At 70.9% G+C, this 24271-nt stretch carries 24 protein-coding genes; 8 read left to right on the forward strand and 16 right to left on the reverse strand.

Features of this window, described 5'->3' with window-relative positions; genetic code table 11:
- Nucleotides 1-57: 57 nt before the first annotated feature.
- The 8 genes from E1284_RS00405 to E1284_RS00440 form a co-directional block, all read right to left on the reverse strand.
- Nucleotides 58-1086, reverse strand: coding sequence for an aldo/keto reductase (locus tag E1284_RS00405; RefSeq protein ID WP_131935867.1), 1029 nt, complete (start codon nucleotides 1084-1086; stop codon nucleotides 58-60).
- A gap of 252 nt (nucleotides 1087-1338) precedes the next feature.
- On the reverse strand, nucleotides 1339-2484 hold the full coding sequence (locus tag E1284_RS00410) for an amidohydrolase family protein (protein WP_207923457.1): 1146 nt from the start codon (nucleotides 2482-2484) through the stop codon (nucleotides 1339-1341).
- Nucleotides 2485-2636: 152 nt separating this feature from the next.
- Nucleotides 2637-3401, reverse strand: a complete 765-nt coding sequence (locus E1284_RS00415) for a glucose 1-dehydrogenase (protein ID WP_131935869.1) — start codon at nucleotides 3399-3401, stop codon at nucleotides 2637-2639.
- A gap of 28 nt (nucleotides 3402-3429) precedes the next feature.
- Nucleotides 3430-4467: an ABC transporter ATP-binding protein gene (locus E1284_RS00420; protein WP_131935870.1), complete on the reverse strand. Its 1038-nt coding sequence runs from the start codon at nucleotides 4465-4467 to the stop codon at nucleotides 3430-3432.
- A complete protein-coding gene (locus E1284_RS00425; RefSeq protein WP_207923472.1) occupies nucleotides 4467-5510 on the reverse strand; it encodes an ABC transporter ATP-binding protein in 1044 nt (347 codons plus the stop codon). Before E1284_RS00425 ends, E1284_RS00420 begins: the two co-directional genes overlap by 1 nt.
- 5 nt (nucleotides 5511-5515) lie before the next feature.
- Complete coding sequence (locus tag E1284_RS00430) at nucleotides 5516-6361, reverse strand: ABC transporter permease (RefSeq protein WP_207923458.1); 846 nt, start codon at nucleotides 6359-6361, stop codon at nucleotides 5516-5518.
- 87 nt (nucleotides 6362-6448) lie between these two features.
- On the reverse strand, nucleotides 6449-7474 hold the full coding sequence (locus E1284_RS00435) for an ABC transporter permease (RefSeq protein ID WP_243714167.1): 1026 nt from the start codon (nucleotides 7472-7474) through the stop codon (nucleotides 6449-6451).
- The gene (locus tag E1284_RS00440) at nucleotides 7471-9048 is read right to left on the reverse strand and encodes an ABC transporter substrate-binding protein (RefSeq protein WP_131935873.1); all 1578 of its coding nucleotides are present in this window, start codon (nucleotides 9046-9048) and stop codon (nucleotides 7471-7473) included. The genes E1284_RS00435 and E1284_RS00440 overlap by 4 nt, the downstream gene beginning before the upstream one ends.
- A 223-nt stretch (nucleotides 9049-9271) precedes the next feature.
- Here E1284_RS00440 and E1284_RS00445 point away from each other — a divergent pair, with 223 nt between their 5' ends.
- Nucleotides 9272-10288 (forward strand): DUF2889 domain-containing protein, encoded by a 1017-nt coding sequence (locus E1284_RS00445; protein WP_165965063.1) that lies wholly within the window; start codon nucleotides 9272-9274, stop codon nucleotides 10286-10288.
- Between the two features lie 26 nt (nucleotides 10289-10314).
- A complete protein-coding gene (locus E1284_RS00450; protein WP_131935875.1) occupies nucleotides 10315-11073 on the forward strand; it encodes a FadR/GntR family transcriptional regulator in 759 nt (252 codons plus the stop codon).
- Between the two features lie 35 nt (nucleotides 11074-11108).
- Here the strand turns inward: E1284_RS00450 and E1284_RS00455 are convergent, their stop codons facing one another.
- The 7 genes from E1284_RS00455 to E1284_RS00485 all read right to left on the reverse strand — a co-directional run bounded on the left by E1284_RS00455 (nucleotide 11109) and on the right by E1284_RS00485 (nucleotide 17920).
- Nucleotides 11109-12026: a cyclase family protein gene (locus E1284_RS00455; protein ID WP_207923459.1), complete on the reverse strand. Its 918-nt coding sequence runs from the start codon at nucleotides 12024-12026 to the stop codon at nucleotides 11109-11111.
- Nucleotides 12023-12343: a putative quinol monooxygenase gene (locus E1284_RS00460; RefSeq protein WP_243714171.1), complete on the reverse strand. Its 321-nt coding sequence runs from the start codon at nucleotides 12341-12343 to the stop codon at nucleotides 12023-12025. The genes E1284_RS00455 and E1284_RS00460 overlap by 4 nt, the downstream gene beginning before the upstream one ends.
- Nucleotides 12343-12825 carry a cupin domain-containing protein gene (locus E1284_RS00465; protein ID WP_131935877.1) on the reverse strand — a complete coding sequence of 161 codons (483 nt, stop codon included), beginning with the start codon at nucleotides 12823-12825 and terminating at the stop codon, nucleotides 12343-12345. Before E1284_RS00465 ends, E1284_RS00460 begins: the two co-directional genes overlap by 1 nt.
- 34 nt (nucleotides 12826-12859) lie before the next feature.
- Entirely contained in the window at nucleotides 12860-14344 is a 1485-nt protein-coding gene (locus tag E1284_RS00470; protein ID WP_131935878.1) for an aldehyde dehydrogenase family protein, read from the reverse strand.
- Nucleotides 14345-14382: 38 nt separating this feature from the next.
- Complete coding sequence (locus tag E1284_RS00475; RefSeq protein WP_165965064.1) at nucleotides 14383-15564, reverse strand: serine hydrolase domain-containing protein; 1182 nt, start codon at nucleotides 15562-15564, stop codon at nucleotides 14383-14385.
- Nucleotides 15565-15702: 138 nt separating this feature from the next.
- A complete protein-coding gene (locus E1284_RS00480; protein ID WP_131935880.1) occupies nucleotides 15703-16986 on the reverse strand; it encodes an amidohydrolase family protein in 1284 nt (427 codons plus the stop codon).
- 73 nt (nucleotides 16987-17059) lie between these two features.
- The gene (locus tag E1284_RS00485) at nucleotides 17060-17920 is read right to left on the reverse strand and encodes an SDR family NAD(P)-dependent oxidoreductase (RefSeq protein WP_131935881.1); all 861 of its coding nucleotides are present in this window, start codon (nucleotides 17918-17920) and stop codon (nucleotides 17060-17062) included.
- Nucleotides 17921-18020: 100 nt separating this feature from the next.
- Here E1284_RS00485 and E1284_RS00490 point away from each other — a divergent pair, with 100 nt between their 5' ends.
- The 6 genes from E1284_RS00490 (at nucleotide 18021) to E1284_RS42335 (ending at nucleotide 22898) form a co-directional block, all read left to right on the forward strand.
- Nucleotides 18021-18794 carry an enoyl-CoA hydratase-related protein gene (locus E1284_RS00490; protein WP_207923460.1) on the forward strand — a complete coding sequence of 258 codons (774 nt, stop codon included), beginning with the start codon at nucleotides 18021-18023 and terminating at the stop codon, nucleotides 18792-18794.
- A gap of 138 nt (nucleotides 18795-18932) precedes the next feature.
- Entirely contained in the window at nucleotides 18933-20015 is a 1083-nt protein-coding gene (locus E1284_RS43550) for a class II aldolase/adducin family protein (protein WP_131935883.1), read from the forward strand.
- Nucleotides 20016-20047: 32 nt separating this feature from the next.
- Entirely contained in the window at nucleotides 20048-21280 is a 1233-nt protein-coding gene (locus E1284_RS00500; protein ID WP_131935884.1) for a phenylacetate--CoA ligase family protein, read from the forward strand.
- Nucleotides 21281-21399: 119 nt separating this feature from the next.
- A complete protein-coding gene (locus E1284_RS00505) occupies nucleotides 21400-22164 on the forward strand; it encodes a FadR/GntR family transcriptional regulator (protein ID WP_131935885.1) in 765 nt (254 codons plus the stop codon).
- Nucleotides 22165-22292: 128 nt separating this feature from the next.
- A complete protein-coding gene (locus E1284_RS42330; protein WP_207923461.1) occupies nucleotides 22293-22448 on the forward strand; it encodes a hypothetical protein in 156 nt (51 codons plus the stop codon).
- A 21-nt stretch (nucleotides 22449-22469) separates the two neighbouring features.
- Nucleotides 22470-22898, forward strand: a complete 429-nt coding sequence (locus E1284_RS42335; RefSeq protein WP_279433006.1) for an SDR family oxidoreductase — start codon at nucleotides 22470-22472, stop codon at nucleotides 22896-22898.
- Between the two features lie 518 nt (nucleotides 22899-23416).
- Here the strand turns inward: E1284_RS42335 and E1284_RS00515 are convergent.
- On the reverse strand, nucleotides 23417-24022 hold the full coding sequence (locus E1284_RS00515; protein ID WP_131935886.1) for a carboxymuconolactone decarboxylase family protein: 606 nt from the start codon (nucleotides 24020-24022) through the stop codon (nucleotides 23417-23419).
- Nucleotides 24023-24271: the final 249 nt, after the last annotated feature.

A 24271-nucleotide genomic window follows, 5' to 3' on the forward strand; every position in this document is an offset into this window, starting at 1 on the left:
ACCGGGTTCCGCTGTGCGTGCCTGCCCGGCATCCACAGCGGAACCCGCCGTCAGCTCCTACGGTGCGACGGGGCGTCGCCGCAGCGCCGGTTCGGCGATCATCGGCGGCGCCCACACGTCGCTCCAGCCGAAGTTCGTCCCCGGCGTGACGATCTCGTCGATCCGGTCCAGCACGTCGTCGGTCAGGGTGACGTCGAGGGCGCCGAGCTGGCCGGTCAGGTGCTCGACGGTCCGCGGGCCGACGATGGCCGCGGTGACCGCCGGGTTGCGCAGCACGAAGGCGAGCGCCATGTGCAGCAGGCTGATGCCGGCGCCCTCGGCCAGCTTCGCCAGCTCCTCGACCGCCTCGAGCTTGCGCTGGTTGTGCGGCAGCGTCATGTCGTAGCGCCCCGGCACCCGGTCGGCCCGCGAGCTCTGCAGCTCACGGCCGTCCGCCCGCCACTTCCCGGAGAGCCACCCCCCCGACAGCGGACTCCAGACCAGCACCCCGACCCGGTAGCGCCGGCAGGTCGACAGCACGTCAGCCTCCACACCGCGGGAGAGCAGCGAGTACGGCGGCTGCTCGGTGACGATGCGGGGCAGGTGCCGGACCTCGGCGAGCCACTGGGCCTCGACGAGCGTCGAGGCCGGGAAGGTGGACGTCCCGATGTAACGCACCTTTCCCTGGTCGACGAGGCGCCCCAGGGCGGTCAACGTCTCGTCGAGCGCGGTGTCGGGATCCGGCCGGTGGATCTGGTAGACGTCGATGTGGTCGGTCCGCAGCCGACGCAGACTGTCCTCGCACGCTCGGATCAACCAGCGCGCGGAGTTCCCGCGCTGGTTCGGCCCGGGCCCCATGCGGTTGTGGAACTTCGTGGCGAGGACGATATCGTCCCGACGACGGCCGAGGACCTCGCCGACGATCTCCTCGGACTCCCCCTGCGAGTAGACGTCGGCGGTGTCGATCATGTTGATGCCGGCGTCGAGCGCCACGTCGATGATCCGGCGACTCTCCGCGAGATCGGCACCCCAGGCGCCGAACATCATGGCCCCGAGGCAGAAGGGGCTGACCCGCACCCCGGTCCGGCCGAGCACTCTGTACTCCACGCATACTCCTCCGCCGATGGCGGCTGCCGACCGATGTCGTCGCCGCAGACCATCTGCGTGCACGAATTCTTATTATGAAACCGCTCGAGGGTGGCACCACCGTCCACCAGGTCCACCAGGCCGAGAGCGACGTCGTCGACGCCGACTCGGCCACGGCGCGTTGGGCCACTGGGCTGAGAGCGAGGACCCGGCCGGCCCGGAGAGACGAGTGCGCGGGCCCGGCCGGGCCCGCGCACTCGCCGACGGAACGGGTCAGCCCGGGAAGTTGAAGACCTTCCGGGCGGTCAGCTCCACAATCTGGTGCACCTCGTCGTCCGGCACATCCTTGAGCTGGTCGGCGGCCATCTCGCGCGAGTGCGGCCAGTCGGAGTCGGAGTGCGGGTAGTCGCACTCCCACATGATGCGGTCGACGCCGATCTCGTATCGCGCGCCGATCCCGTGGGCGTCGGTGATGTAGCAGCCGTAGAGGTTGCGGGCCCACAGGTCACGCGGGTTCACGTCCGACGCCTTGTTGTGCCAGCGGTGCTTCGACCACGAAAGCTCCGCGCGCTCCAGCATGTAGGGCAGCCATCCGATGCCGCCCTCCGCCAGGACCGCCTTGAGCTGAGGGAACTTGTGGAACACCGGCGAGAACAGCAGGTCGGCGAAGGTGATCATCGAGTTCAGGCCCATCGTCGCCGTGACGGCGAGGTCCGAGCAGTCCGCACTCGGCTTCAGGGTCTTGCCGGAGGTACCGAAGTGCATGCACAGCGGCATGTCGTGCGCCTGCGCCGCGGCGCAGACCTTGTCCCAGCCGCCGGAGGTCCAGCTCGGCAGGCCCAGGGGCGCCGGGTTCTCCGGGAACGAGATGCCCTTCGCACCGCGCTCCGCCACCCGCTCGAGCTCCGCCACCGCGAGGTCGACGTCCCAGAGCGGCAGGATCGAGATCGGGATGAAGCGGTCCGGGTACGGGTCGCACCACTCCTCGAACACGAAGTCGTTCCAGGCCCGCACGGAGAGCAGCGCGAGCTCCTTGTCCTCCGCCTCGAGGAAGGCCGTGCCGGCGAACCGCGGGAAGGTCGGGTACATGACCATGGCGTGGATACCGCCCATGTCCATGTCGGCCACCCGCGCGGCCGGCTGCCAGCACCCCGGGATGATGTCCTCGTACCGGGTGGGCTCCCGGTTCTGCCACTCCTTCGGGTCCTTGCCCGCCACCGCGTTGAGCGCCAGCTGCGGGTAGAGCCGGTCCTCGAACATCCACGTCTGCTGGCCGGCACCGAGGAAGAGCTCGCCGAAGATGGCGTGCTTGGCCGACATGTCCTGCTCCGCCGTGATCACACGCGGTGCGAGGTCCCGGTACTTCGCGGGCAACCGGTCCGTCCAGACCGTCGGGTGCTCGATGAGGTGATCATCCACCGAGATCATTTTCATGTGCGGCTGAAGCGGCACAGCTGACTCCCTCTCGACGATTCCGTCGCGCTCGGCCCCGCTGAGCGGCCGGCTGAATATGATACGAGTACTTTGCCGAGGTTCCCTCTCGTCAAGGACGACCGGGATCCCCGGCCCGGCTACCGCCGCACCGGCGTTCCCGCGGTCCGGCCGCCGTCGACGACCAGCTCGCTGCCCGTGACGTACGAGCTGAGGTCCGAGGCGAGGAAGAGCGCCGCCCTGGCCAGCTCGTCCGGATGGGCGGCGCGCGCCATCGGCACCACCGGCAGCAGGCTCGCCAGATACTCCTCGTCGGTCTGCTTGTTCTTCTCGCGCACCATCGGGGTGTCGACCCAGCCCGGGTGCAGCGAGTTGACCCGCACCTCGGGAGCGAGGTCGATGGCCGCCGCCTTGGTCAGTCCCCGGACCGCCGCCTTCGACGCCGAGTAGGTGACCGCGCCGGGCTGGCCGATGAGCCCACCGGTGGACGACACGTTGATGATGGAGCCGCCACCTGCGCGACGCATGGACGGCAGGACCTGTTGCATGCCGACCACGCAGCCCCAGACGTTGACGTCCATCAGGTCCAGGAAGTCCTGGCGGGTCGACCCCACCACGGTGCCGGCCCGCAGGACCGCGGCGTTGTTGTGCAGCACCGTCACCGGACCGAAGGCATCCTCCGCCGCAGCGACCACGGCGGCCCATCCCGCCTCGTCCCGGACGTCGAGATGCCGGTAGATCGCGCGGTCGCCGAGCTCTTTCGCGACCGCTTCACCGAGGTCGTCCAGCACGTCGGCGAGCACGACGCTCGCGCCCTCCGCGTGGAAGATGCGGGCGGCCGACTCGCCCTGCCCGCGGGCCGCCCCGGTGATCAGTGCGACTTTCCCCTGCAGCAGCCCGGTCATGTCAGTCTCCTCCCCTCTGGCACATCGATCACGATCCGCCCTTAATCTTATCAGCTTTCAGGTTCTCGGTCTCGTCCAGGCGTCCGTCCGCCGGCGGGAAGTGGCAGGCGACGTAGTGGCCCGGACCGACCTCCCGCATCTGCGGCTCCTCCTGCGCGCACCGGTCCCGCGCGAACGGGCAGCGCGTGCGGAAACGGCACCCACTGGGCGGGGCGAGCGGCGTCGGGAGCTCCCCCTCGACGGCCATCGGCTCAATGGCCACCGACGGGTCGGGCACGGGGACCGCTTCGAGCAGCGCCCCGGTATAGGGGTGCCACGGCTTCTCGTACACCGCCCCCGACGGCCCGATCTCGCACAGCTTCCCGAGGTACATGACGGCGATCCGGTCACTGATGTTCTTCACCACCGCGAGGTCGTGCGCGATGAAGATCAGCGTGAGCTGGTAGCGCGCCTTCATGTCCTCCAGCAGGTTCAGGATCTGGGCCTGCACGGACACGTCCAGCGCCGAGACCGGCTCGTCGCAGATGACGATCTCGGGCTCCATGGCGAGGACGCGGGCGATGGAGATGCGCTGGCACTGGCCGCCGGAGAACTGGTGCGGCCTGCGGGTGGAGACGACCTCCGGGTCCAGACCCACCGCCGAGATCACCTCGGCGACGCGCTCCCGGGCGTCCGGGCGCTTCCAGATCGACAGTCCCTCCCCGACGATCTTGTCGATCGTCCGGCGCGGGTTCAGCGACGAGATCGGGTCCTGGAAGATCATCTGCAGCTTCGGCCGCGTCTCCCGGAGCTCACGCTGCGACAGTCCGGTCATCTCGCGATCGCCGAACCGCACGGAGCCGCTGCTCGGTCGGGGCAGCATCATCACCGCACGCCCCGTGGTGGACTTACCGCACCCCGACTCACCGACCAGCCCGAGCGTCTCGCCGCGGCGGACGTCGAAGCTCAGTCCGGACACGGCCTGCACGGTCCCCCCGGCCACGTGGTACTCCACGACCAGGTCCTCGACGCGCAGCACGATGTCGTCGTCGGCCGGACGCAGGTGCGCGGTCCCGCTGCCCGCCATCAGACCACCGCCCCGACCGTCGCGCCCGCGGCGGTCACACCGGCGGCCGAGTTGGCGGACAGCGCGGCGCGGCCGGCGTCGGTCTGCACCGGGTAGAAGCACGCCACCTCGTGCCCCGCCGTGGTCGCGGTCTCCAGCACCGGGTCCTCCTCCAGGCAGCGCGGCTGCGCGTAGCGGCAGCGCGGGGCGAAGGCGCAGCCCCGGCGCGGGTTGATCAGGTCCGGTGGCCGCCCACCGATGGTCGCCAGGCGCGTGTGCACCGCGTTCTCCAGGCTGGGGATGGAGGCGAGCAGGGCTTCCGTATAGGGGTGGCGCATGGCCGAGAACAGGACCGGTGTCGCGGCCTTCTCCACGACGCGGCCGGCGTACATGACCGCCACCTCGTCGGTGCGCCCGGCCGCGACCCCGAGGTCGTGCGTGATCAGGATGATCGCCATCCCGTGCTCGGCCTTGAGCCGCTGCAGCAGGTCCAGGATCTGCCGCTGGATGGTGACGTCGAGCGCCGTGGTGGGCTCGTCCGCGATCAGCAGACTGGGCTCGCAGGCCAGCGCCGCGGCGATCGCGACCCGCTGCCGCATGCCACCGGACAGCTGGTGGGGATAGACGGTCAGCCGGCTCGCGGGATCCGGGATTCCGACGTCGCGCATCAACTCCAGCGCCCGCTCCCGCGCGGCGGCGCCGCGCTGGCCCCGGTGGAAGCGCAGCGACTCGGTGATCTGCCGGCCCACCTTGACCACCGGGTTCAGCGAGGTCATCGGGTCCTGGAAGATCATGGAGATCTCGTCGCCCCAGATCCGCCGGAGCGCGGCGGGGGACTGCCCGCGCAGCTGGGTGCCCTTGAAGACGGCACTGCCCCGGCTCGTGTCGGCGCTGGACGGCAGCAGGTTCATCACTGAGCGGGCAAGAACCGACTTCCCCGAGCCCGACTCGCCCACGATCGCCAGCGTGCGGCCGACGTCGAGGTCGAACGAGACCCCGTCGACGGCACGCACCGTGCCCCGGGGGGTGCGGAAGGTGGTCGCGAGGTCGGTGACCTCCAGCATGGCGCTCACAGGGCGGACTCCCTCACGTCGAACCGGGTTCGCGCCCGGTCACCGACTACGTTCAGCGCGAAGATGGTCAGGAACATTGTCACGGCCGGGATGAACACCAGGTGCGGTTGGGTTCCGAGCCGGTCCTTCGCGGTGCTGATCATCCCGCCCCAGCTGGGTGAGGGCGGCGGGATGCCCATCCCGAGGAAGCTCAGGGACCCCTCGGCGACGATGACGACGGCGGCGAACACGAACGCGTACGAGGCCACCGGGAGCACCACGTTCGGCAGGATCTCCCGGAAGATGATGCGCAGCGGGCGACCGCCGAGGGCGCGGCTCGCCGTCACGAACTCCCGCTGGGCGAACGCCAGCGTGTTGGCCCTGGCCAGCCGGGCGAAGCTCGGGACGCACAGCAGCCCCAGCGAGATCACGAGGCTGCGCAGGCTCGAGCCCAGCGTGGAGGTGATGGCCAGCAGCAGGACCAGCGGCGGGTAGGCGAGCAGGCTGTCGGTGACGATGGTGACGACCTTCTCGAACCAGCCGCGGAGATAGCCGGCGAGGAGCCCGAGCACGCCGCCGATGACCATGCCGATCAGCACGGACACGACGCCCACCGCGAGCGACACCCGTGCACCGTAGATCAGCCGGGACAGCGTGCTCCGGCCGACAGCGTCGGTGCCCAGCAGGCCGGCCAGGTCCCACGAGGGCCCCAGCGCAGGACTGTCGATCCGCACGTCGTAGCTCGGGATGGGCAGCAGGTCGGCGAATACGGCGAGCAGGCCGACGAGGGCCAACCAGCCGATGGCCAGTCTGACCAGGATCTTCCCGGACCGCTTGCCCCGTGCTTCCGGTGCCGCGGTCACCGCCGGAGGAGGCGGTGCCGGGCCCCCGGCGGACGCCGGGGCGGACGCCGGGGCGGGAGGAGGGGTGGTGGTGTTCTTCATGGGCGATCAGGCTCCCGTGACTCGGGTCCGCGGATCGAGGATCGTGTAGAAGATGTCGGTCAGGACGTTGAGGGCCACGTAGACGAGGGCCACGAAGACCACGACGCCCTGCACGACCACGACGTCCTTTGCCAGGATCGAGTTGACCAGGAGCTGGCCGATCCCGGGCAGCGCGAACAACGTCTCGACGATGACGGCGCCGCCGATGAGCCGGCCGAGGCTCAGCCCGGCGAGCGTCACCAGCGAGAACGACGAGGGACGCAGCGCGTGCCGCAGGAGCACGTACCAGGTGGGCAGGCCCTTCGCCTTCGCCGAGAGGATGAAGTCCTCCTGCAGGGTCGCGATCAGGTCGCTACGCAGCACCCGTGTGAGCACCGCGAGTTCGGTCAGCGCGAGCGCGAGGGCCGGCAGGAACGCGAACCTCAGATTGGCGAAGGGGTCGTCCCCGATCCGCACCCAGCCGGTGGCCGGGAAGGCCCGCAGGGTCAGTGCGAACACGAACACGAGCAGCAGCGCGGTCAGGAACGGCGGCATGGACACCAGTCCGGACGTCACCACGTTCACCAGGCGGTCGGCCCGCCGACCGGCCCGGTAGGCGGTGTAGAGCGCCAGCGGGATCACGACGACGAAGGCCATAAGCTGCGCGAGGATGGCCAGCTCGAGGGTGACGGGCACGCGCTCGACGATGGCGTCGAGCACCGGCTGTTGCGACCGGATCGAGTGGCCGAAGTCGCCCTGGGCGATGTTGGCGATCCACTCGCCGTAGCGGACGAGCAGCGGCCGGTCGAGCCCGAGCTGCTGACGCAGGTCCGCGATCTGCTCGGGGGTGGCGCTCTCACCGAGGATCGTCGCGGCCGGGTCGCCCGGGGTGAGGTCCACGAGCAGCATCGAGCCGAAGGTCACCAGCAGCAGGACGGGAACGATGTGCAGAAGGCGGGACCTCAGCTTGCGTCCGAGCGCGGCGACACGGCGGCGCCCCGCCGCAGCCCCGGCGGGGCCCCGCCGGGGCCCCGCCGCAAGCTGCTTGGTCACGCGTCGGCCCGCCAGGCCCGGTCCCAGTGGACGATGCCGTCCTCGAACACGGTGACGTCCTTCAGTTTGTTCTTGTCCCAGATGACGTTCGGGTTCGACCGCAGCACGACCACCCACGGCACGTCGCGGTTGACGATCTCGTCGAACTTCCGGTACGCCTCCTTGCGCTTCTCGACGTCCTGGGTGGCCCGTCCGGCCTCCAGGACAGCGGTCATCTCGGGGTTGTCGTAGCGGAGGTAATTGCGCGCGTTGCCCGGCTCCAGCAGCAGCCCGATGCGCGGCTCCGGGTCCAGGTTGAAGTTGTTGAAGTCCGCGACCTCGAAGTCCCCCGCGATCATCCGCTGGGTGGGCAGGAACTGGGACACCACCTGCAGGTCGACCTCCAGGTTCTTGAGCGCGGCCAGCTGCGTCTGGACGGCGTTGCCCATCGCCTCGTTGGGCTGGCTCACCAGGAAGCTGAAGCGGATCGGGCCGCCACGCTCGGCGGCCATCTCGTCGATCAGCTTCTGCGCGGCGGCCAGGTCGGGCTTGGGCCAGGCACCGGCCGGGTTGGCGAACACCGTGCCGGGAGCGAAGAACGCGTTCGTGTCCTCGCCGCTGCCCTGCTCGACCGACTCTCGCACGTCGGCGTTGTCCACGGCGAGGCGGATGGCCCGCCGGAACCGGACGTCACCCGAGGTCGGCTTGGCGAGGTTGAAGTAGAGGGCGTGACCCCCGCTCATGTTGACGGTCCGGACCTTCAGCCCCTGCTTCTCGGCCTGGACGGCGTCGTTGCGGGTCAGTCCGACCAGTGCGTCGAGCTGGCCGGTCGCGGCGGAGTTCAGCCGCTGGGCCGCGTCCCCGATCGGACGCAGGACGACCTCGTCCAGGTAGGGGCGGGGCGCGTCGTAGTAGGCGGGGTTGCGGGCGAAGGTCATGTGATCGTCACGCAGCCGCTCCTTGAGCGTGAAGGGGCCCGCCCCGACCGGCTTCTCGCCGAGCGTGCCGGCCTTGATCGCCGCCGGGGAGGCAATCCAGTTCACCGCGAACAGCGCCACCGACCGCGGGAACTGGAAGTTGATCTTCTTGAGCTTGATGCGCAGCGTCACCGGGTCCACCACCTCGAGCGAGGCGAACGACTTGGCCACGCCACCGGCTCCGGAGGCCAGGGCGGGATCGGCGTGGCGCTCCCAGTTCAGCTTGACCGCAGCCGCGTCGAACGCCGTGCCGTCGCTGAACTTCAGGCCGTCGCGCAGCACCAGGTTCCACACGGTGCCGTCGTCGGAGGTGAGCGACTTCGCCATCACCGGGACGACTTCCTGCGTGTTCGGGTTCGTCTCGACGAGGCTGCCGTAGAGCAGGTAGCCCACGGTGCCGTCGGCGATCGTCGTGGAGACGGAGAGGAGCTTCGCCGGGTCGAAGGTGCCGCTGATGTCCCCGGTGACGCCGAAGGTGGCGGTCCCACCGCTCTGGGGCGGACCGGAGGCCTCGTCCGCGTCTCCCGATGAGGCGCCTCCCCCGCATCCGGGAAGCAGGATCAGCGTGGCGACGATCACGGCGATGACCGCGCCGACCCGCGTATTCTGAATTCGCATCGTTGTCCTCACACTTGCCGTCGTCCATGTCATGCCGCGCTCCGCCAGATCCGCGGCCACTGATGTACGGCGCCAGACTAAAGCTGATAACATTTACGCACAAGAGGCAGCTCAAACCGATCGGACACACCAGAGCCGAAGCCTCCGACGACCTCCGACCGCCACGCACGAACCCGTCCGCCTGCGCTCGCCCGCGAGGACACCGCCTTCGAAGGAGGAGCCCATGCTCGGCGTGTCCGACGACGCCTACTGCTCCGTCGCCGTCGGCGTACCGAGCCCGCCGCGGCCGGCCGGCTCGGTACGGCGCACGTCGACCGTCGACATCACCGTCGCCGCCGGACCGCGCCCCGGGCTGCGGTTGGAAGGGCGGGGCAGGGACCTGCGCACGGCGTCCGGTGGCGCCGAGGTGCTCGACGAGGCGACGCTGTCGGCCGTGGTCGACACCGGCAGCGGAACGCTGACGGAGCTGACGGTGAGCCCGGCCTCCTGGCAGGAACCGCTGCAGGCCCTCGTCGGGCGGTCGGCGCGCTCAGGATTCAGGCGGGCCCTGGCCACCGTCGCCCCCGACCTGGCCACCTCGGGCCGGCTGCTCGCGCTCCTGCTCGACGACGTTCCGGTCTGCGTCCTGGTCTCGGGCAACTTGCGCACCCGCCACCCCGCCGCTGGCCCGTCCGCCGGCGGCCACCCGCCGGCGGGAGTGTGCGCGGGATGGCAGCCGGACGGGCGGCTCCTGACGCTCGCCGAGGAGTCCGGTGGCTCTCCACTCGTCCTCGGACCACCCAGCAGCCTGCTCGTGGATCCCGGCGATCCGACCGGCTGGCACGACCTTCCCGAGCTCGGTGCGTGGTCGATGCGCCGGGCGCGACGGCTCGACCTCGTCCCGGAGCCGGGCGGCGGGGTCCGGCTCGCCGCCTACATGCGCGATGTGCGCAGACTGGACGATCCGGCACCGCGAACGGTGCACGAGTACAGCATCACCGGGAGGATCGACGGGACCGGAACCTTGCGCCGGATCGACGCCGTCCCGCACGTCCTGCCGGCGCCCGAGTGCCCCCAGGCGGCCGCCAGCGCCGGGCGCCTGCACGGAAGGAACGTTGCGGAGCTGCGTGAGCACGTCGGGCGGGAGTTCGTCGGCGTGAGCACGTGCACGCACCTGAACGACGTCCTACGTGCCGTGGGCGATGCGCGACTCCTCCTCGATGCCGTTAATCGGATCCAAATCCGACACGGTCGGCGCTAGGCTCTCCGGACACGACGAGGGAGGACATGGTGGGCCAGCCGAAGGTGGCAGCCGAGATCGCTCGGCGCGTGATGCGGGAAGCGGCGGAGCGCGGGCTGGAGCTGGGCGACCACCTGGGCGCCGAGTCGGAGTTCATCGAACGTTACGGGGTGGCCAGGGGCTCCCTGCGTGAGGCGTTCCGGCTGCTCGAGGCACAGGGGGCCGTGGAGCTGCGCCGCGGCGCAGGCGGCGGGGCCATCATGGCGCGGCCGCAGCCGACCCAGCTCGCCTCGTTCCTCGCGATGACGCTACAGATCGGCGGCGGCACCTTGCGGACCGTCCTCGAGACGCGCGCGACGATCGAACCATCCATGGCGGCCCTCGCCGCGCGCCGCCGGACCCCGGAGCAGGCGCAGGCGCTGACGGAATGCGCCAAGAGCCTGTTGGAGGCCCGGCACGACAGCCCGACGTTCCACGCCCTGAACCGGCGCTTCCACGACCTGGTCGCCGAAGCGTCGGGCAACCTGCTGATCGCGGCGATGCTCCCCGCGCTGTCGTGGATGTCGTCGGCGATCGGCTGGGAGCTCGGCCCCCGGGTCCGCAAACGGATCGCGTTGGAGAAGCAGGGCATCGCCGAGGCCATCGACGACGGCGACTCCTGGGGGGCGTCGCAGCGGATGTCACGCATGATCATGGGCTACGAGGACCTCAACACGGCGGACGCCGACGTGCTGGAGCGCCCGGTCGCGTGGGCCGACGTCGACGAGCTGCTCGAAAAGCACCTGCACGAGGGCACCGACGGCTAGCCCGGCGGGGCCGGCGCACCGGCCCCGCCGTCGCCTCACCCGATCGCGATGGGGTTGACGGGGCTGCCCGTCGCGCCGGGGACCGGAAGCGCACCGAGCACGAACAGGAACTCGTGGCAGCCATCGGCCGCCAGTTCCCGCAGCATCATGTTCTCGATCAGCGGCGTGCCCCGGCGGATGAGCATCTCGATGTGCACCGCGAGGGGCTGCCCGGCCGGGAACGGGATGGGCTCGATGCCGCTGTTGTCGGCACCGAGGGCGGCGATGTCCCGTTCGGCCAGGTAGCGGGCCGCCTCAACGCCGATGCCCGGCTGGGCGTGCCCGGGGGTCTCCCCGCGGGCCACCTCCTCCAGGAACCTGTCCTGCCACCCGGTCCGCAGGAGCACGACATCCCCCGCACGGATTTCGACTCCCTGCGCCTGCGCGCAGTCGGCGAGTTCGGCCGCGCCGACCAGGTGGTCGCTCTCCAGCCACCGCACGCCGAGGAACCCGGCGAGGTCGAGCAGCACACCCCGACCGGCGAACCCGGCGAGCTTCTCGATGCCGAGCCGCTTCGCGCCCGCGTACGGCTCGAACTCCGACGCCGGGAAACCGTTGTAGAAGGTCCCCTCGTGGTAGGCATGGCACAGCGCGTCGATGTGGGTGACGGAGTGCGACGGCAGGATCAGGACGTCCTCGCACGCGCCGTCCTCGTCGGGCACACCGGCGACGGCGAGCAGGTTGTCGCGCTCGGTCAGCAGGCTGAGCCGCTGCGGGCCGCCCCGGTACGCGGCCAGCGGGACGCCCGTACGCGCCAGCGGCAGCGAGAGACGGTAGACCTTGCCGGTCCGGCACGACCGGGCGGCGTCGAGGACGACATCATCGGTGAGCAGGTTGAGCGTGCCCCGCTCGTCGTCCTCGCCCCACCGGCCCCAGTTGTTCTCCCTCACGATGTCCTCCTTGACTCCGGTCACGGCCGGCTCTCCACCGGACGGACCCGGCGCGGCGCGATCGGCGTGCTGAAGCACTCGCCGACCCCCGGCAGCAGGGGCAGGACGTTCTCCCGGTGCCGGTCGAGCGCGTCCTTGTCGGCGTAAAGTTCGTACACCCAGAGCACCGACGGGTCCTCCGAGTCGCAGTACCACTGCCAGGCGAGCGTGCCGGGCTCGTCGGCGGCGATCCCGCGCAGCAACTCCAGCCGCTGCATCAGGTCGGCCCGCCGAGTCTCGTCGACGACCCCCCGGCCGATGATGGCGATCTCGTCACCGGTCAGGGGCGGGTGGCAGAGCATCACGATTCGCCCGTGACCTCGGCGTCGCCCGGCAGCGGCACGTACGACGGCGGCACCTCGTTCTTGCGGGCGTCGGCCTCCTGCACCTCGCCGTTCTCGTCCTCGTAGAGGAGCCGGAACATGCCCTCCAGCGCGCTGAAGACCTCGATCGTCGTGCAGCCCTCGGGCCCCGCGGTGTGCGGGCCGTAGAGGGTGTAGGGGTCGGCAGTGAACGTGTCGCCCGCCTTCGCGATGCGGCCGTCCCCGAGATCCAGGGAGCCCTTGATCACGATCTCGAACCGCTGGCACGGGTGGCCGTGCTTGAAGAGCGTGTAGCCCGGGGGCATCTCGAGGAAGAAGGCCGCGGGCACCGAGAAGTCCTCGACCGAGTTGTCCAGGTGCCAGAGCGGGATCTTGGTCGCGTCCATCATCGTCCCCGAGAGGGCCTTGACGAACCACTCGGGGGTCTCGCTGGGGGTGGTGCCGTATGGGTAGTACTTCATGACCTGCGGCCTTTCGTGGTGGAGGTGATCGCGCTCAGTCGTCGTCCATCGAGATCCACACGTTCTTGGACTGCATGAAGGTCATCAGCCCCTCCCGTCCGCCCAGCCGGCCGTACCCGCTCTCCTTGTACCCGCCGAAGGGCATTCCGGGGCCGATGCCCCCGCGCCCGTTGACGTAAACCGACCCGCTGCTCAGCCGGGCGGCCATCCGGTGCACCCGGCTGACGTCCCTGGTCTGGAGGTAGCTGCTCAATCCGAAAGGCGTGCCGTTCGCCAGCGCGACGGCCTCGCTCTCGGTGCCGAAGGTGGACACGCTCAGCACCGGACCGTAGACCTCGGTCTGGGCCAGCTCGCTGTCCGGATGCACGCCGACGAGCAGGGTGGGCTCCACGAAGTACCCGCCCGCGAGGTCGCCGCCGGGCCCCGGGACGGCGGCCGCGGCGCCGGCGCACAGCTCGGCCCCCTCCCGGATGGCGCGGTCGACCATGCCGAGGATGCGGGTGCGGGCGGCCTCGGTGATGACCGGTCCCATCGTCGTCCCCGCGTCGAACGGGTCGCCGAGGACGTGCCGGGCGATCTGTTCGCGCGCGATCTCCACGACCTCGTCGACGACGGACTCGTGGACGATCATCCGGCCGGCCGTGATGCAGGTCTGCCCACTGCCCCCATGGATGCTGTCCACGGAGACCGCCACGGCCCGCTCCAAGTCGGCGTCGGGGAAGATCAGGTTGGCCGACTTGCCGCCGAGCTCGAGGTCGATCGGCTTGAGGTGCTCGGCCGCCAGCGCTGCGACGCGGCGGCCCACCGTGCCCCCGCCGGTGAAGTGCACCTTGCCGACGCCCGGGTGCTCCACCAGCGCCGTCCCGGCCTCCGCACCCCCGGGCACCACGTTGACCAGTCCCGGTGGCAGGCCGGCTTCGAGGCACAGCTCGCCGAACCGCAGGTAGGCGTACGGCGCCAGCTCCGACGGCTTGAGGATGATCGCGTTGCCCGCGGCGAGTGCCGGTGCCACCGTCAGCCCGAGGTTGTAGACCGGCGTGTTCCAGGTGGCGAAGAAGCCGATGACGCCGATCGGCTCCGACACGGCGTAGTCGAAGGCCGGTCCGGACCAGGTCGGAACCACGTCGCCGACGATCTTGTCGGCCCAGCCCGCGTAGTACCGCAGCCCGCCGGAGGCCCGGGACGGGCCGAGCGCGGCGATCCGGAGCGGGAACCCGCTGTCGCGGATGGAGAGCGCGACGAGCTCGTCGCCGTGTTGGTCGACGACATCGGCCAGCCGCAGGAGCGCGTCCCGGCGCCGGTCAGGCGTCAGCGCACGCCACTCGGCCGCGGCGGCGGTCGCGGCGGTCACGGCGAAGTCGATCTCCCGCGCACCGGCCATCGGGATCGGCTGGTCGGGCTCGCCGGTGGCCGGGAACCGGTGCACCGCGGACCCACCGGAGGACTCCGCCAGCCGGTCGGTCCCGATCAGCAACCCGGGTGCCGGCAGCGGCACCTCGGCCAAGGGAGTCTGGGTCATCCCGCGCGTCTCCTTCGTGGTCTCGTCGGTCTCGTGGTTCAGGCGGTGCCGGACGGAGAGGCCTCGGCCCCGGCGAGCCGCTCGTCCGCGATGTCGATCACCGCGCGTCCCAGCGCGGCGAAGGGATGGTCGTCCGAGGTCGGGTCGTAGCCCTCGAACATCCGGTTGTGGCAGATCATCACCGACAGCCGGCGGTCCAGGTCGATCGCGAACAGGCTGCCTCCCGAGCCGCCGTGGCGCAGCAGAGCCGGCTGGTCGCCCAGGGGCGTGCCGGCGCCGAGCCAGAAGCCGCCGGTACCGATGGGGGCCGCGACCCGGCCGCCTCCGAAGAGCACCTCGTCGAGGGCGTCGCCGTTCGGCCGGGGGGTGAGCAGGCGCCGCACCCGGGACTCCGACAGCAGACGAACTCCGTCGAGCTCACCGCCGTTCGCCACCATCGCCCCCAACCGGGCCACCGCGCGGGCGGACAGGATCCCACCGGCACCGGGGTAGCACGCCTTCTTCACGACGTCGAGGTTGTGCACGTGCGCATCCGGCGCGACGGCGTCGGGCTTGGCGAGCAGGCTGGCGCGCGTCTCACCGGGGGCCCGCTCGCGGGACAGGATCGAGGTCAGCTCGGCGACGTCGGACAGCCGGTCCTCCGGTACTCCGAAGAACAGGTCCTCGATCCCCAACGGCGCGCACAGCTCGTCGCGGACGAACTCGCCGAAGCCCCGGCCGGACGGGTCGGTGCGCCGGACGACCTCGCCGACGATCCACCCGAACACGAGCGACTGGTAGGCGCTCGAGGCACCCGGGGCGAAGAGCGGGGTGAACTCGGCGATGCGCGTGGTCATCCACTCCCAGTCCCCCAGGAGCTCCGGAGTGACCCCCTCGGGCATCTGCGGCACACCCGACTGGTGGCTCAGGACGTGTCGGACGAGGATGTCGGCCTTGCCGTAGCTCCCGAACTCCGGCCAGTAGCGGGCGACCGGCGACTCGTAGTCGACCAGGCCCCGCTCGGCCTGCAGGTGCAGCGCGAGGGACGTGATCGCCTTCGACACCGAGAACACGGGGAACAAGGTGTCGCCCGTGACCGGTCTGCCCGCGGAGTCCGCCTCCCCCGTCCAGGCGTCGATGACGAGCTCGGATCCGATGTACGCCGCGACCTGCAGACCACGCTCGCCGTACCCGGCCGCCGCCGTCACGAGCGCCTCGTCGATTCGGGCATCCTGCAGCACGCGCACTCCCCGATCCGCGGCCCGGCAGTGGACCGACCTTGATCGCTCTATTCTTATCAGATTTATCAGGTGGGCGGAACCGTCGGCCTCGCGTGGCGGGCAGGGGCGGGTCCCCACCACCGCCCGCCACGCCCGGGGTCAGTACCGGCGGAAGGCCAGGCAGAACGGCGGGACGTCCTCGGCGAGCTCCTGCTCCGTAGGCGGCACGTCGATCTCGGCCACCGTCGGGCCGATGCGGTCGGCCACCGGCCGCAGGGCCTCGACGTCGAACCCGAAGCAGCGGGCGGCGTTCTCCCCCAGGATCATCGCCACCTCCGGCGGCGGCAGCCCGTGGAAGGCCTGGCGCATCGCGAGCCGGGTCAGCGGGTAGACGCTCTCCGCGTGCGGGTAGTCCGTGCCGTACATGATGTTCGACAGGCCGATCTCGTTGCGCATGAGCGCCTCGGGACGGGACATGAAGCTGTTGCCCACGAAGACCTGACGCGCCCAGTACTCGCTCGGCCGCAACGGCAGCTCGTCCTGGAAACCGCAGAAGGCGGCCAGGTTGTCGTCGTAGATCCCGTCGAGCTGACGCATGGTGTGCGGGACCCAACTCGACATCTGCTCGGTCAGCACCAGCTTCAGCCCCGGGTGTCGTTCGAACACCCCGCCGAAGATGAGCCCCCACAGTGCCCGGCGGGCCATGAACTGGCCCTCCGCCCGCGAGCACCACCGGGCGCCCTTCCCGCTCCAGTAGCCGCGCTCACCACCGCCTCCGTGGGTGTTCAGCGGCATCTCCAGCTCGGTGCACACCCGCCAGAACGGCTCGTAGGCCTCCTCGGTATAGGGAAGCAGGTCCCGCCGCGGGGACGGGAAGTTGATGCTGCAGAAACCCTCGTCCTTGGCCTTGCGCACCGCCTCGACGGCGGCGTCGATGTCGTGGAGCGAGATCTGGGCGACGCCCTTGAGCCGCAGCGGGTCCGCCGAGCAGAAGTCGGCCATCCAGCGGTTGAAGATCTCCGCCCCGACGGCCCGCATCTCCGGATCCGGGTGCGTGTCGAACGGCAGCATCTCGTCGTTCTGCCCACCGGCGAAGATGATGTCGACCGCGACGCCCTCGGCGTCCATGTCCCGCAGGCGCGCGTGCGGGTCCTGCAACCCCTCCACCGCAGCCGCGTCGGCCCAGCGCTGCTTCATCGCCGCGGTGTTGGTGCCGGAGGCCAGCGCGACGGCGGCCACCGTCGTACCGCCCTGGATCGCACCACCGAGCGGGTCGTTGGAGTTGATCTCGGCGGCGTGCGCCTTCGAGTAGTGCGTCTGCGTGGACCGGACGTCCTCGTCGAACGCCTCGAGGTGTCGCTGGTCGCAGTACGCACGCAGCTGCCGGGCGACGGACGGACCGACGTGCGAGTCGGTCGAGATCAGGAGATAGTGCTCTTCCACAGTGCCTCCAAGGAGTACTCAGGACCACTCAGTACGAGGTCGCGCCGGGCCCCGCCCCCGTCTCCACGCCGGCTCAGGCTGACATGCCGCCGCCGACGCTGACCGACGTGCCGTGCACGTGCTCCCCAGCGGGAGAGACGAGGAAGACCACCATGTTCGCGACCTCCTCGGGCAGACACGCGCGGCCGACCGTGATCCGGTCGATCGCGTCGCTCATCGAGGCGAGCCGGTCCGCGTAGCGCTCCGGGTCCTGCAGGGAGGCCACGAGCGACTGGCCCATCATCATCCCCGGCCGCACCCCGACGACGCGGACTCCACGCGGGCCGACCTCGGAGGCGAGATTACGGGTGAATCCGTCGACCCCGGCCTTGCAGGCGTTGTAGAGCGTGATGTGGGGGTTCGCCATGAGGCTGCCCTCGGACGAGATGTTGACGATCGTTCCGCGGCCCCGCTCGAGCATCCCCGGCAGCACCGCGTTCGTGCTGTAGAGCGTGCAGAAGAACGTCGTGCCGACGACGCGGTCGATGTCGTCCACCGTCATCGCCGCGAAGCCCCCGGCCCCGCCGCCGACGTTGTTCACCCAGACATCGATCTCGCCGAACTCCGCACGCACCTCGTCGACGACCCGCCGGCACTCCGCCGCCCGGGTCAGATCCGCGGTGAACGGGCGGACGCGCGCTCCCCACCGCGCCGCCGCCGCCTCGGCGACACCTGCGGCGAGCGGACCGTCCCGGTCGATCACCGCCACGTCCGCTCCCGACCCGGCGAAACGATGGACGATGGCCTGTCCCAGGTTCGCGCCCCCGCCACCCGTGACCGCGACCCGCACACCCGTGAGATCGAGGAGATCCTGCACGCGCCGCTCCTGCTGCCAGTACGGCAGCTTCTCGAGCCCGAAGCGGGCGCGCCGGGATGCGGGGTCGGAACGGGTCATGGAAACCTCCGGCGTCAGCCCTACAGCATGTATCTTATCAGATTATGAGCATTTTCTTCGCTCCCTCGACGGGAGATCGGGCGGCGGTCCGATGGGGACGGTGAGCGCACCCGGCGGCCACGAGCACCGTGTCGCCACCGAGCGCCACGGTCACGTGCTGCTCATCCGCATGGAGCGCCCCGCCAAGCGCAACGCGGTCGACGCGGCGATGACCACCGCCCTGGACGCGGCGCTCAACGAGCTCGACGACGACCCCGACCTGCGGTGCGGCGTCCTCAGCGGTGGCCCGCAGGCCTTCTGCGCCGGCACCGACCTCACCGGCGGAGCCGGCGACCCCACTCCCCGCGGCGGCCCCTTCGGCGTCGTCCGGCGCCGGAGGTTCACCCCGCTGGTCGCCGCCGTCGAGGGCCCGGCGCTCGGCGGCGGGTTCGAGATCGTCCTGTCGTGCGACCTCGTGGTTGCCGGGCGCTCCGCTCGGTTCGGCCTGCCCGAGGTCACGCGCGGGGTCGTGGCCAACGCCGGTGCCCTGTTCCGCGCCGTCCAGCAGCTACCGGCCCCCGTCGCCAGGGACCTGCTCCTGACCGGCCGTCCGCTCGGCGCGCAGCGCGCCTACGAGCTCGGGATGCTCAGCGAGGTCGTCGACGACGGCGGCGCCGAGTCCGCGGCCCTCGGGCTCGCCGCGCAGATCGCCGCGAACGCCCCGGTGGCCGTGCAGGAGACCCTGCGGGCCGCGCGGGAGATCGCGGGGGCCGCCGACGAGCGGAACTGGGCGCTGTCCGACGAGGTCAACCAGCGCGTGCTGGCGTCGGCGGACCGGCACGAGGGTGTACGGGCCTTCCTCGAGAAGCGTCCGCCCCAGTGGAGCGGACGTTAGCCGCCCGCGTCCTGTGGCGACCGTGTCCTGGACCGACACTGTTCATGCCCGACACGACGTGCGGCGTGGCCGCCGCGGAGAAGAAGAAGACTCACGAGATCCGGAGATCGAACGAGACGGGGCCGGGTCGGCCGGGAGGTGGCGGCGCTCCTGCTGCGTGCGGCCGTCGGCGGCACGATGGTCGCCCACGGCGTCAAGCACGCCCGAAGCCTGGAAGGGACAGCCGGCTGGTTCGGCTCCCTCGGTTTCCGACACCCGCGGCTGCAGGCCAGGGCCGGCGCGGCCGTCGAGCGTGTTCTGGCGGCAGCCGGCGAGCGGCTGAGCGCCCCGGACCGTGGCTCCGATCGGCTGAACATGATAATATTCATGTGCGATGCGGCACGCCGAGATCTCGGCGAGTACCGGCCGCAGCCCGTACCCCTCGGAGGTCGATCGCCCGTGCTCGCCAGGACCAGCACACCGCCCGACAGGTCGCCCGAAACGTCGTACGCACCTCTGGACGGCCCGGGAATCGGGTGTGAGCTCTCACCCGCCCAAGAGTTCGCGCTCTTCGCGCGCATGCTCAGCCGGCTCGGCTACGACGACGGCCTCGCCGGTCACATCACCTACCAGCAGCCGGACGGCACGTTCCTGGTCAACCCGTTCCTCATCCCCTGGGACCAGCTCCGGGCGTCCGACGTCTGCGTGTGCGACCCGTCGGGCACGCAGACCGCCGGCCGGTACCGGATCAACTCGGCCACGGAGCTGCACTTCGCGTTCCACCGGGTCCGGTCGACGCGGGTGATCGTGCACAACCACCCGAAGTGGTCGACGGCCTGGTCCGCCATGCGGCGGCTGCCACCGGTGTACGACCAGTCGAGCGCGCTGGCCTCGGGCCGGCTCGTCCTGGTCGACGAGTACACCGGGACCGTCGAGCAGCAGGAGGCCGCCGAGCAGGTCATCGCGGCCATGGGCGATGCGGAGATGGCGATCCTGGCCAACCACGGCGTGCTGATCATCGCGGACAGCCTGCCCGAGCTGCTCACCCGGGCCCGGGTCCTGGAGGTCCGGTCGCACAACGCTTGGCACGTCGAGGCGATGGGCCCCGGCGGCCGGACGCTGCCGGACGACATGGTCGCCCGCCTGGGCCGGGGCCTGGAGAAGGTCGGGGGCGCGTTCCCCGGCTACTTCGAGGCCATGGCCCGCCACGAGATCGCCGCCGACCGGTCCGTGCTCGACTAGCACCCGATCGTCCCAGCAGAGGAAGGACCGCGTTGTCCCACGACTCCGATCGACCGTTCCTGCATCCCCAGGTGCAGACGATGCCGCCGGAGCAGCTCCGGACCCTGCAGGGCGAACGGCTCCGCGAGGCGGTCGAACGCGCCTACAAGGCCGGCGGCTTCTTCTACCGGCGCATGCGCGACCACGGCGTCTCCCCGTCCGACGTCGTCTCGGTCGACGACGTGCGGGCCCTCCCCACCTTCCGCAAGGAGGACCTGCGCGCGAACGAGGCCGAGCACCCGCCGATCGGGGACTACCGCGTCGTCGGCCTCGCCGGCGCGGTCCGCCTGGCCACCTCGTCCGGGACGACCGGCCGCCCCACGGTGACGGTCTGGACCGACCACGACCTGCACATCGACTACGAGATCGCGGCGCGCCGCTACTGGCGCGAGGGGGTCCGCCCGGGCCACGTGATCGCCAACGCGCACCCCGGCTACCTCAACGGCGGCCAGTCGCAGGTCGCGGGTGCCGCCGAGAAGATGGGCTGCCTGCCGGTCTCGATCGGCCCGCCGGAGGACGACGCCGCCGTCGAGCGGGCGCTGCGGACCATCGAGCACATCCCCATCGACCACTGGCACACCCTTCCCGCCGGTGCCGCGCGGATCCGTGAGGTGGCCGAGCGGATCGGCTGGTCGGGCAGGCTGCCGGAGGTCGCCGCCGTCACGCCCATGCGTCAGTACTCGGCGATCAGCGCCGGCCTCGAGTGCATCGGAACCCTGGGCGGCAGCTGCAGCCCCGAGGACTTCCGCGGTGCCCACGTGGCCGAGGACTACGCCATCGTGGAGGCGGTCGACGACGTCACCGGCGAGCCGGTCCCCGACGGACAGCGCGGGAAGTTCCTCTGCACCTCGCTCGGCCGGGACAACCCCATGCTGCGCTTCGACCTCAACGAGGTGATCCGTCTGGACCGGTCGGCCTGCCCGTGCGGCGAGACCCACGTCCGCGCCTTCTGGGAGGGCCGGATGCAGGACGTCGTTACGGTACAGGGCAAGTGGGTCATGCCGATCGACGTGTGGTCGGAGATGGACGAGGCGCAGGAGTTCGTCGTGGTCCGCACCGCGGACGCGCAGGACTCCCTCGAGGTCCGGGTCGAGGCCCCCGAGGACGGGCTCGTCGACCGCCTCCGGGCGCGCACCGGCGTACCGATCGAGGTCACGCCCGTCGAGGTGGGGTCGCTCCCCCGAGCCGCGTACAAGGCCAACCGCGTGATCGACGAGCGTCCCTGAGTCGGCTCCCCCCACCCCACCGAGATGCACCTGCGGGCGCGACCGCGACCGCAGGGCCATTCGGGTCCAAACGGGCCACGACGCGCTAATGTCACCACATTACGGAAGGACGGCAGGACGTGGCGCAGACGAAGGTCGCTTCGGAAATCGCCAGAAGTTTAATGCGGGAGGCCGCCGAGCGGGGGTTGGTCCCCGGTGACCACCTCGGCGCGGAGTCGTGGCTGCTCGAGCGCTACGGCGTGGCGCGCGGATCACTGCGGGAGGCCCTGCGCCTGCTCGAGGCGCAGGGGGCGGTGGAGATGCGCCGCGGGGCGGGCGGCGGCGCGATCATGGCCCTGCCACAACCGGCCCAGCTGGCCGGCGTGCTCGCGATGACCCTGCAGTCCGGTCACGGCACCCTGCGCACCATCCTCGAGGCCCGCGCGGCCATCGAGCCCACGATGACGGCACTCGCCGCGCAGCGGCGCACTCCGGAGCAGGTCGACGCGCTCCTCCGCTGTACCGAGGACCTGCTCACCGACCGACACGACTCGGCCGCCTTCCACCTGAACAACCGACGCTTCCACGACCTGGTCGCCGCGGCGTCGGACAACCTGCTGCTGGCAGCGATCGTGCCCGCGCTCTCGTGGATGTCGCAGGCCATCGGGTGGGAGCACGACCCCCGCGTCCGCAAGCGGATCGCGATCGAGAAGCAGCACATCGCCGAGGCGATCGAGCAGGGCGACTCCTGGTCGGCGAGCCAACGCATGAGCCGGATGATCAGTGCCTACGAGGAGATCGACACCGCCGATCCGCACCGGCTCGACGCACCGGTGGTCTGGGCCGATGTCGACGAGCTGTTGGAGAAGCACCTGCAGTCCGAGGCCGACCGCCCTGCGTCGTGAAGGCCGGCGGACGCACGCCCCGGGGCCTGCCGCCCCTGAACACGCCGGGGGATGACTGAGCTGGGCGCACACGAGAACAAGGTCGCGCTGATCAGTGGACAGCGCGGGGACAGGGCAGGTCGCACGCCGTGCGGCCTGCCCTGTCGCACGCCGTGCGGCCGGCCGGGGAGGGCGCGGACATCGTCGCCCTGGACATCTGCCGGGACATCGAGTCGATGGGGTACCCGGACGCCACCCCGGCGGATCCGGCCGAGACGGTCGCCCAGATCAACCTCTCGGGCTGATACCACCTGATAGAGTCGCCGATCCCGCATCTCGTCGCGGGCGGGCGCGGCGGTTCCATCGTCATGAACGGCTCCACCGCGGCCACCCGGCCGGTCGGCTCCCGCGACGGGCGGTTGGCCTACATGGCGGGCGAGCACGGCGCGGTCGGGCTGATGAAGGTGTATGCCCTCGCGCTGGCCGAGCACTGGATCCGGGTCAATATGGTCCACCCCACGGGCATCGCGTCCGGCATGACGATGAAGCCACCACGGAGACGATGGCGGGCGGCCGACGCCGCGGCGGGCACGACCGGCGAGGAGAGCTGGATCGCCAAGTCCCGCAACCTGCTCGACGTGCGGATGCTCGAGCCGACCGACATCACCGAGGCGGTCATGTTCCTCGTCTCGGACAAGACTCGCTACACCACCGGTGAGGAGATCAAGGTCGACGCCGACTTCTTCCTGCTCTGAGCCCGCGGCGCGAACGGGACGGCGGGTACGCACCCGCCGTCCCGGGCATGCTACCTGGCCGGCCACAGCTCCCGCGGTGGCCCGGCGCGGCGAGTCCGCCGATCGGGAGACCGAGCGCGAAGTGCTTTCCCGTGCGCACCAGCGTGGCGGCCTCGACAGGGCGCTCCGCGGTCAGCAGGTTCGTCGTCCCCCGCTGGTCGGAGTCGCCCCAGCGCCCTCAGTTGTGGATCGGTCCCGGAGTGCCGCAGACCACTTTGCCGTTCGTGTCGACCGTGTAGGTCGGCGGCTCCCAACGGGCGAGCTCGGGATCGGCTCCGGGATCGGGTACCTGGCGCATGTCACAGTCCTCCCCGTCATCGCCGTGCAGGGCCCGGCCGCGGGGCGGCCGGAGACTCGCACTCGTTCGGGGCCCGACCCGTGGTGCGCGCCGGCCTGACCACGGCTGCACCGGGCCCGGGGTCGGGTGGCGACGCTGCACGACGAAGACCGCCGGCCGGCGGACATCGGGGCAGCGGACCTCAGCTCCCGCCTGTCAGCTCACGGCCGTCCTGCGGGCGGGCCTCCGGGGTGTGCGACCACGGGACCACCGGCTCCTCGGAGCCGAGCATGTCGAGGGTGTGCAGCCACCTCCCCGGCCCCATGATCGCCGTGATGGTGTCGGCCAGCTCGACGATCTCGGCAGTGGTGAACACGGTTGCGAGCTCACGGTAGGTCCCGCTGTCGATGGACCAGTGGTCCAGGTGCAGCTTCCGCTGGAACGCCAACGCAAGGCGCTCCCGTTCGCTCAGCTCCTCGCCGGCGCCCACCACTGCGCACGCGATGTCCTCCTCGCCCAGCTCCGAGTCGTAGCGCGCCCGGGAGCAGGCGTCGCACCCGACGAGCTGGGCGTTCGCCAGCCGCAGTAGTTCCCGGAGCCGGGTCCCCAGGGTCCCTCCCCCGTCGGTGCCGTTCTTGGCGATCACGCTGAGGCGGTGCCGGACGACACCCCGGTCGGGATGGTGGGCGATGATGCGGGGCCAGGCCGTGTTGCCGGAACCGAGCTGTCCGGTCTCGACCAGGCGCGTCATCTCCGCCAGTAGATCAGGGGCGACCTTCTCCTCGGGCAGCGGCTCGATCCGGGGCATGATTCCTCGCTTCTCCGGGAGGTTCAGCTCACATCGGCGTCGATTATTCTTATCATCTTCGGCGGCTCCGAAGAAGAGCAGGCGCCTCACACGACGCAGATGCAACCGACTGACACCTCCACCAGCAGGCTTCTTGTCAACATCGCCACCCGGGCGTAGCGTAGGCGAATCTTATTAGGAATAACCTGGATCGCCCTTGGTTGCGGCCCGGAGACCGCATCCGAGTGCCATCGGGCGGCCGAGGTCAGA

It is taken from the genome of Actinomadura bangladeshensis (assembly GCF_004348335.1).
GTDB lineage: Bacteria > Actinomycetota > Actinomycetes > Streptosporangiales > Streptosporangiaceae > Spirillospora > Spirillospora bangladeshensis.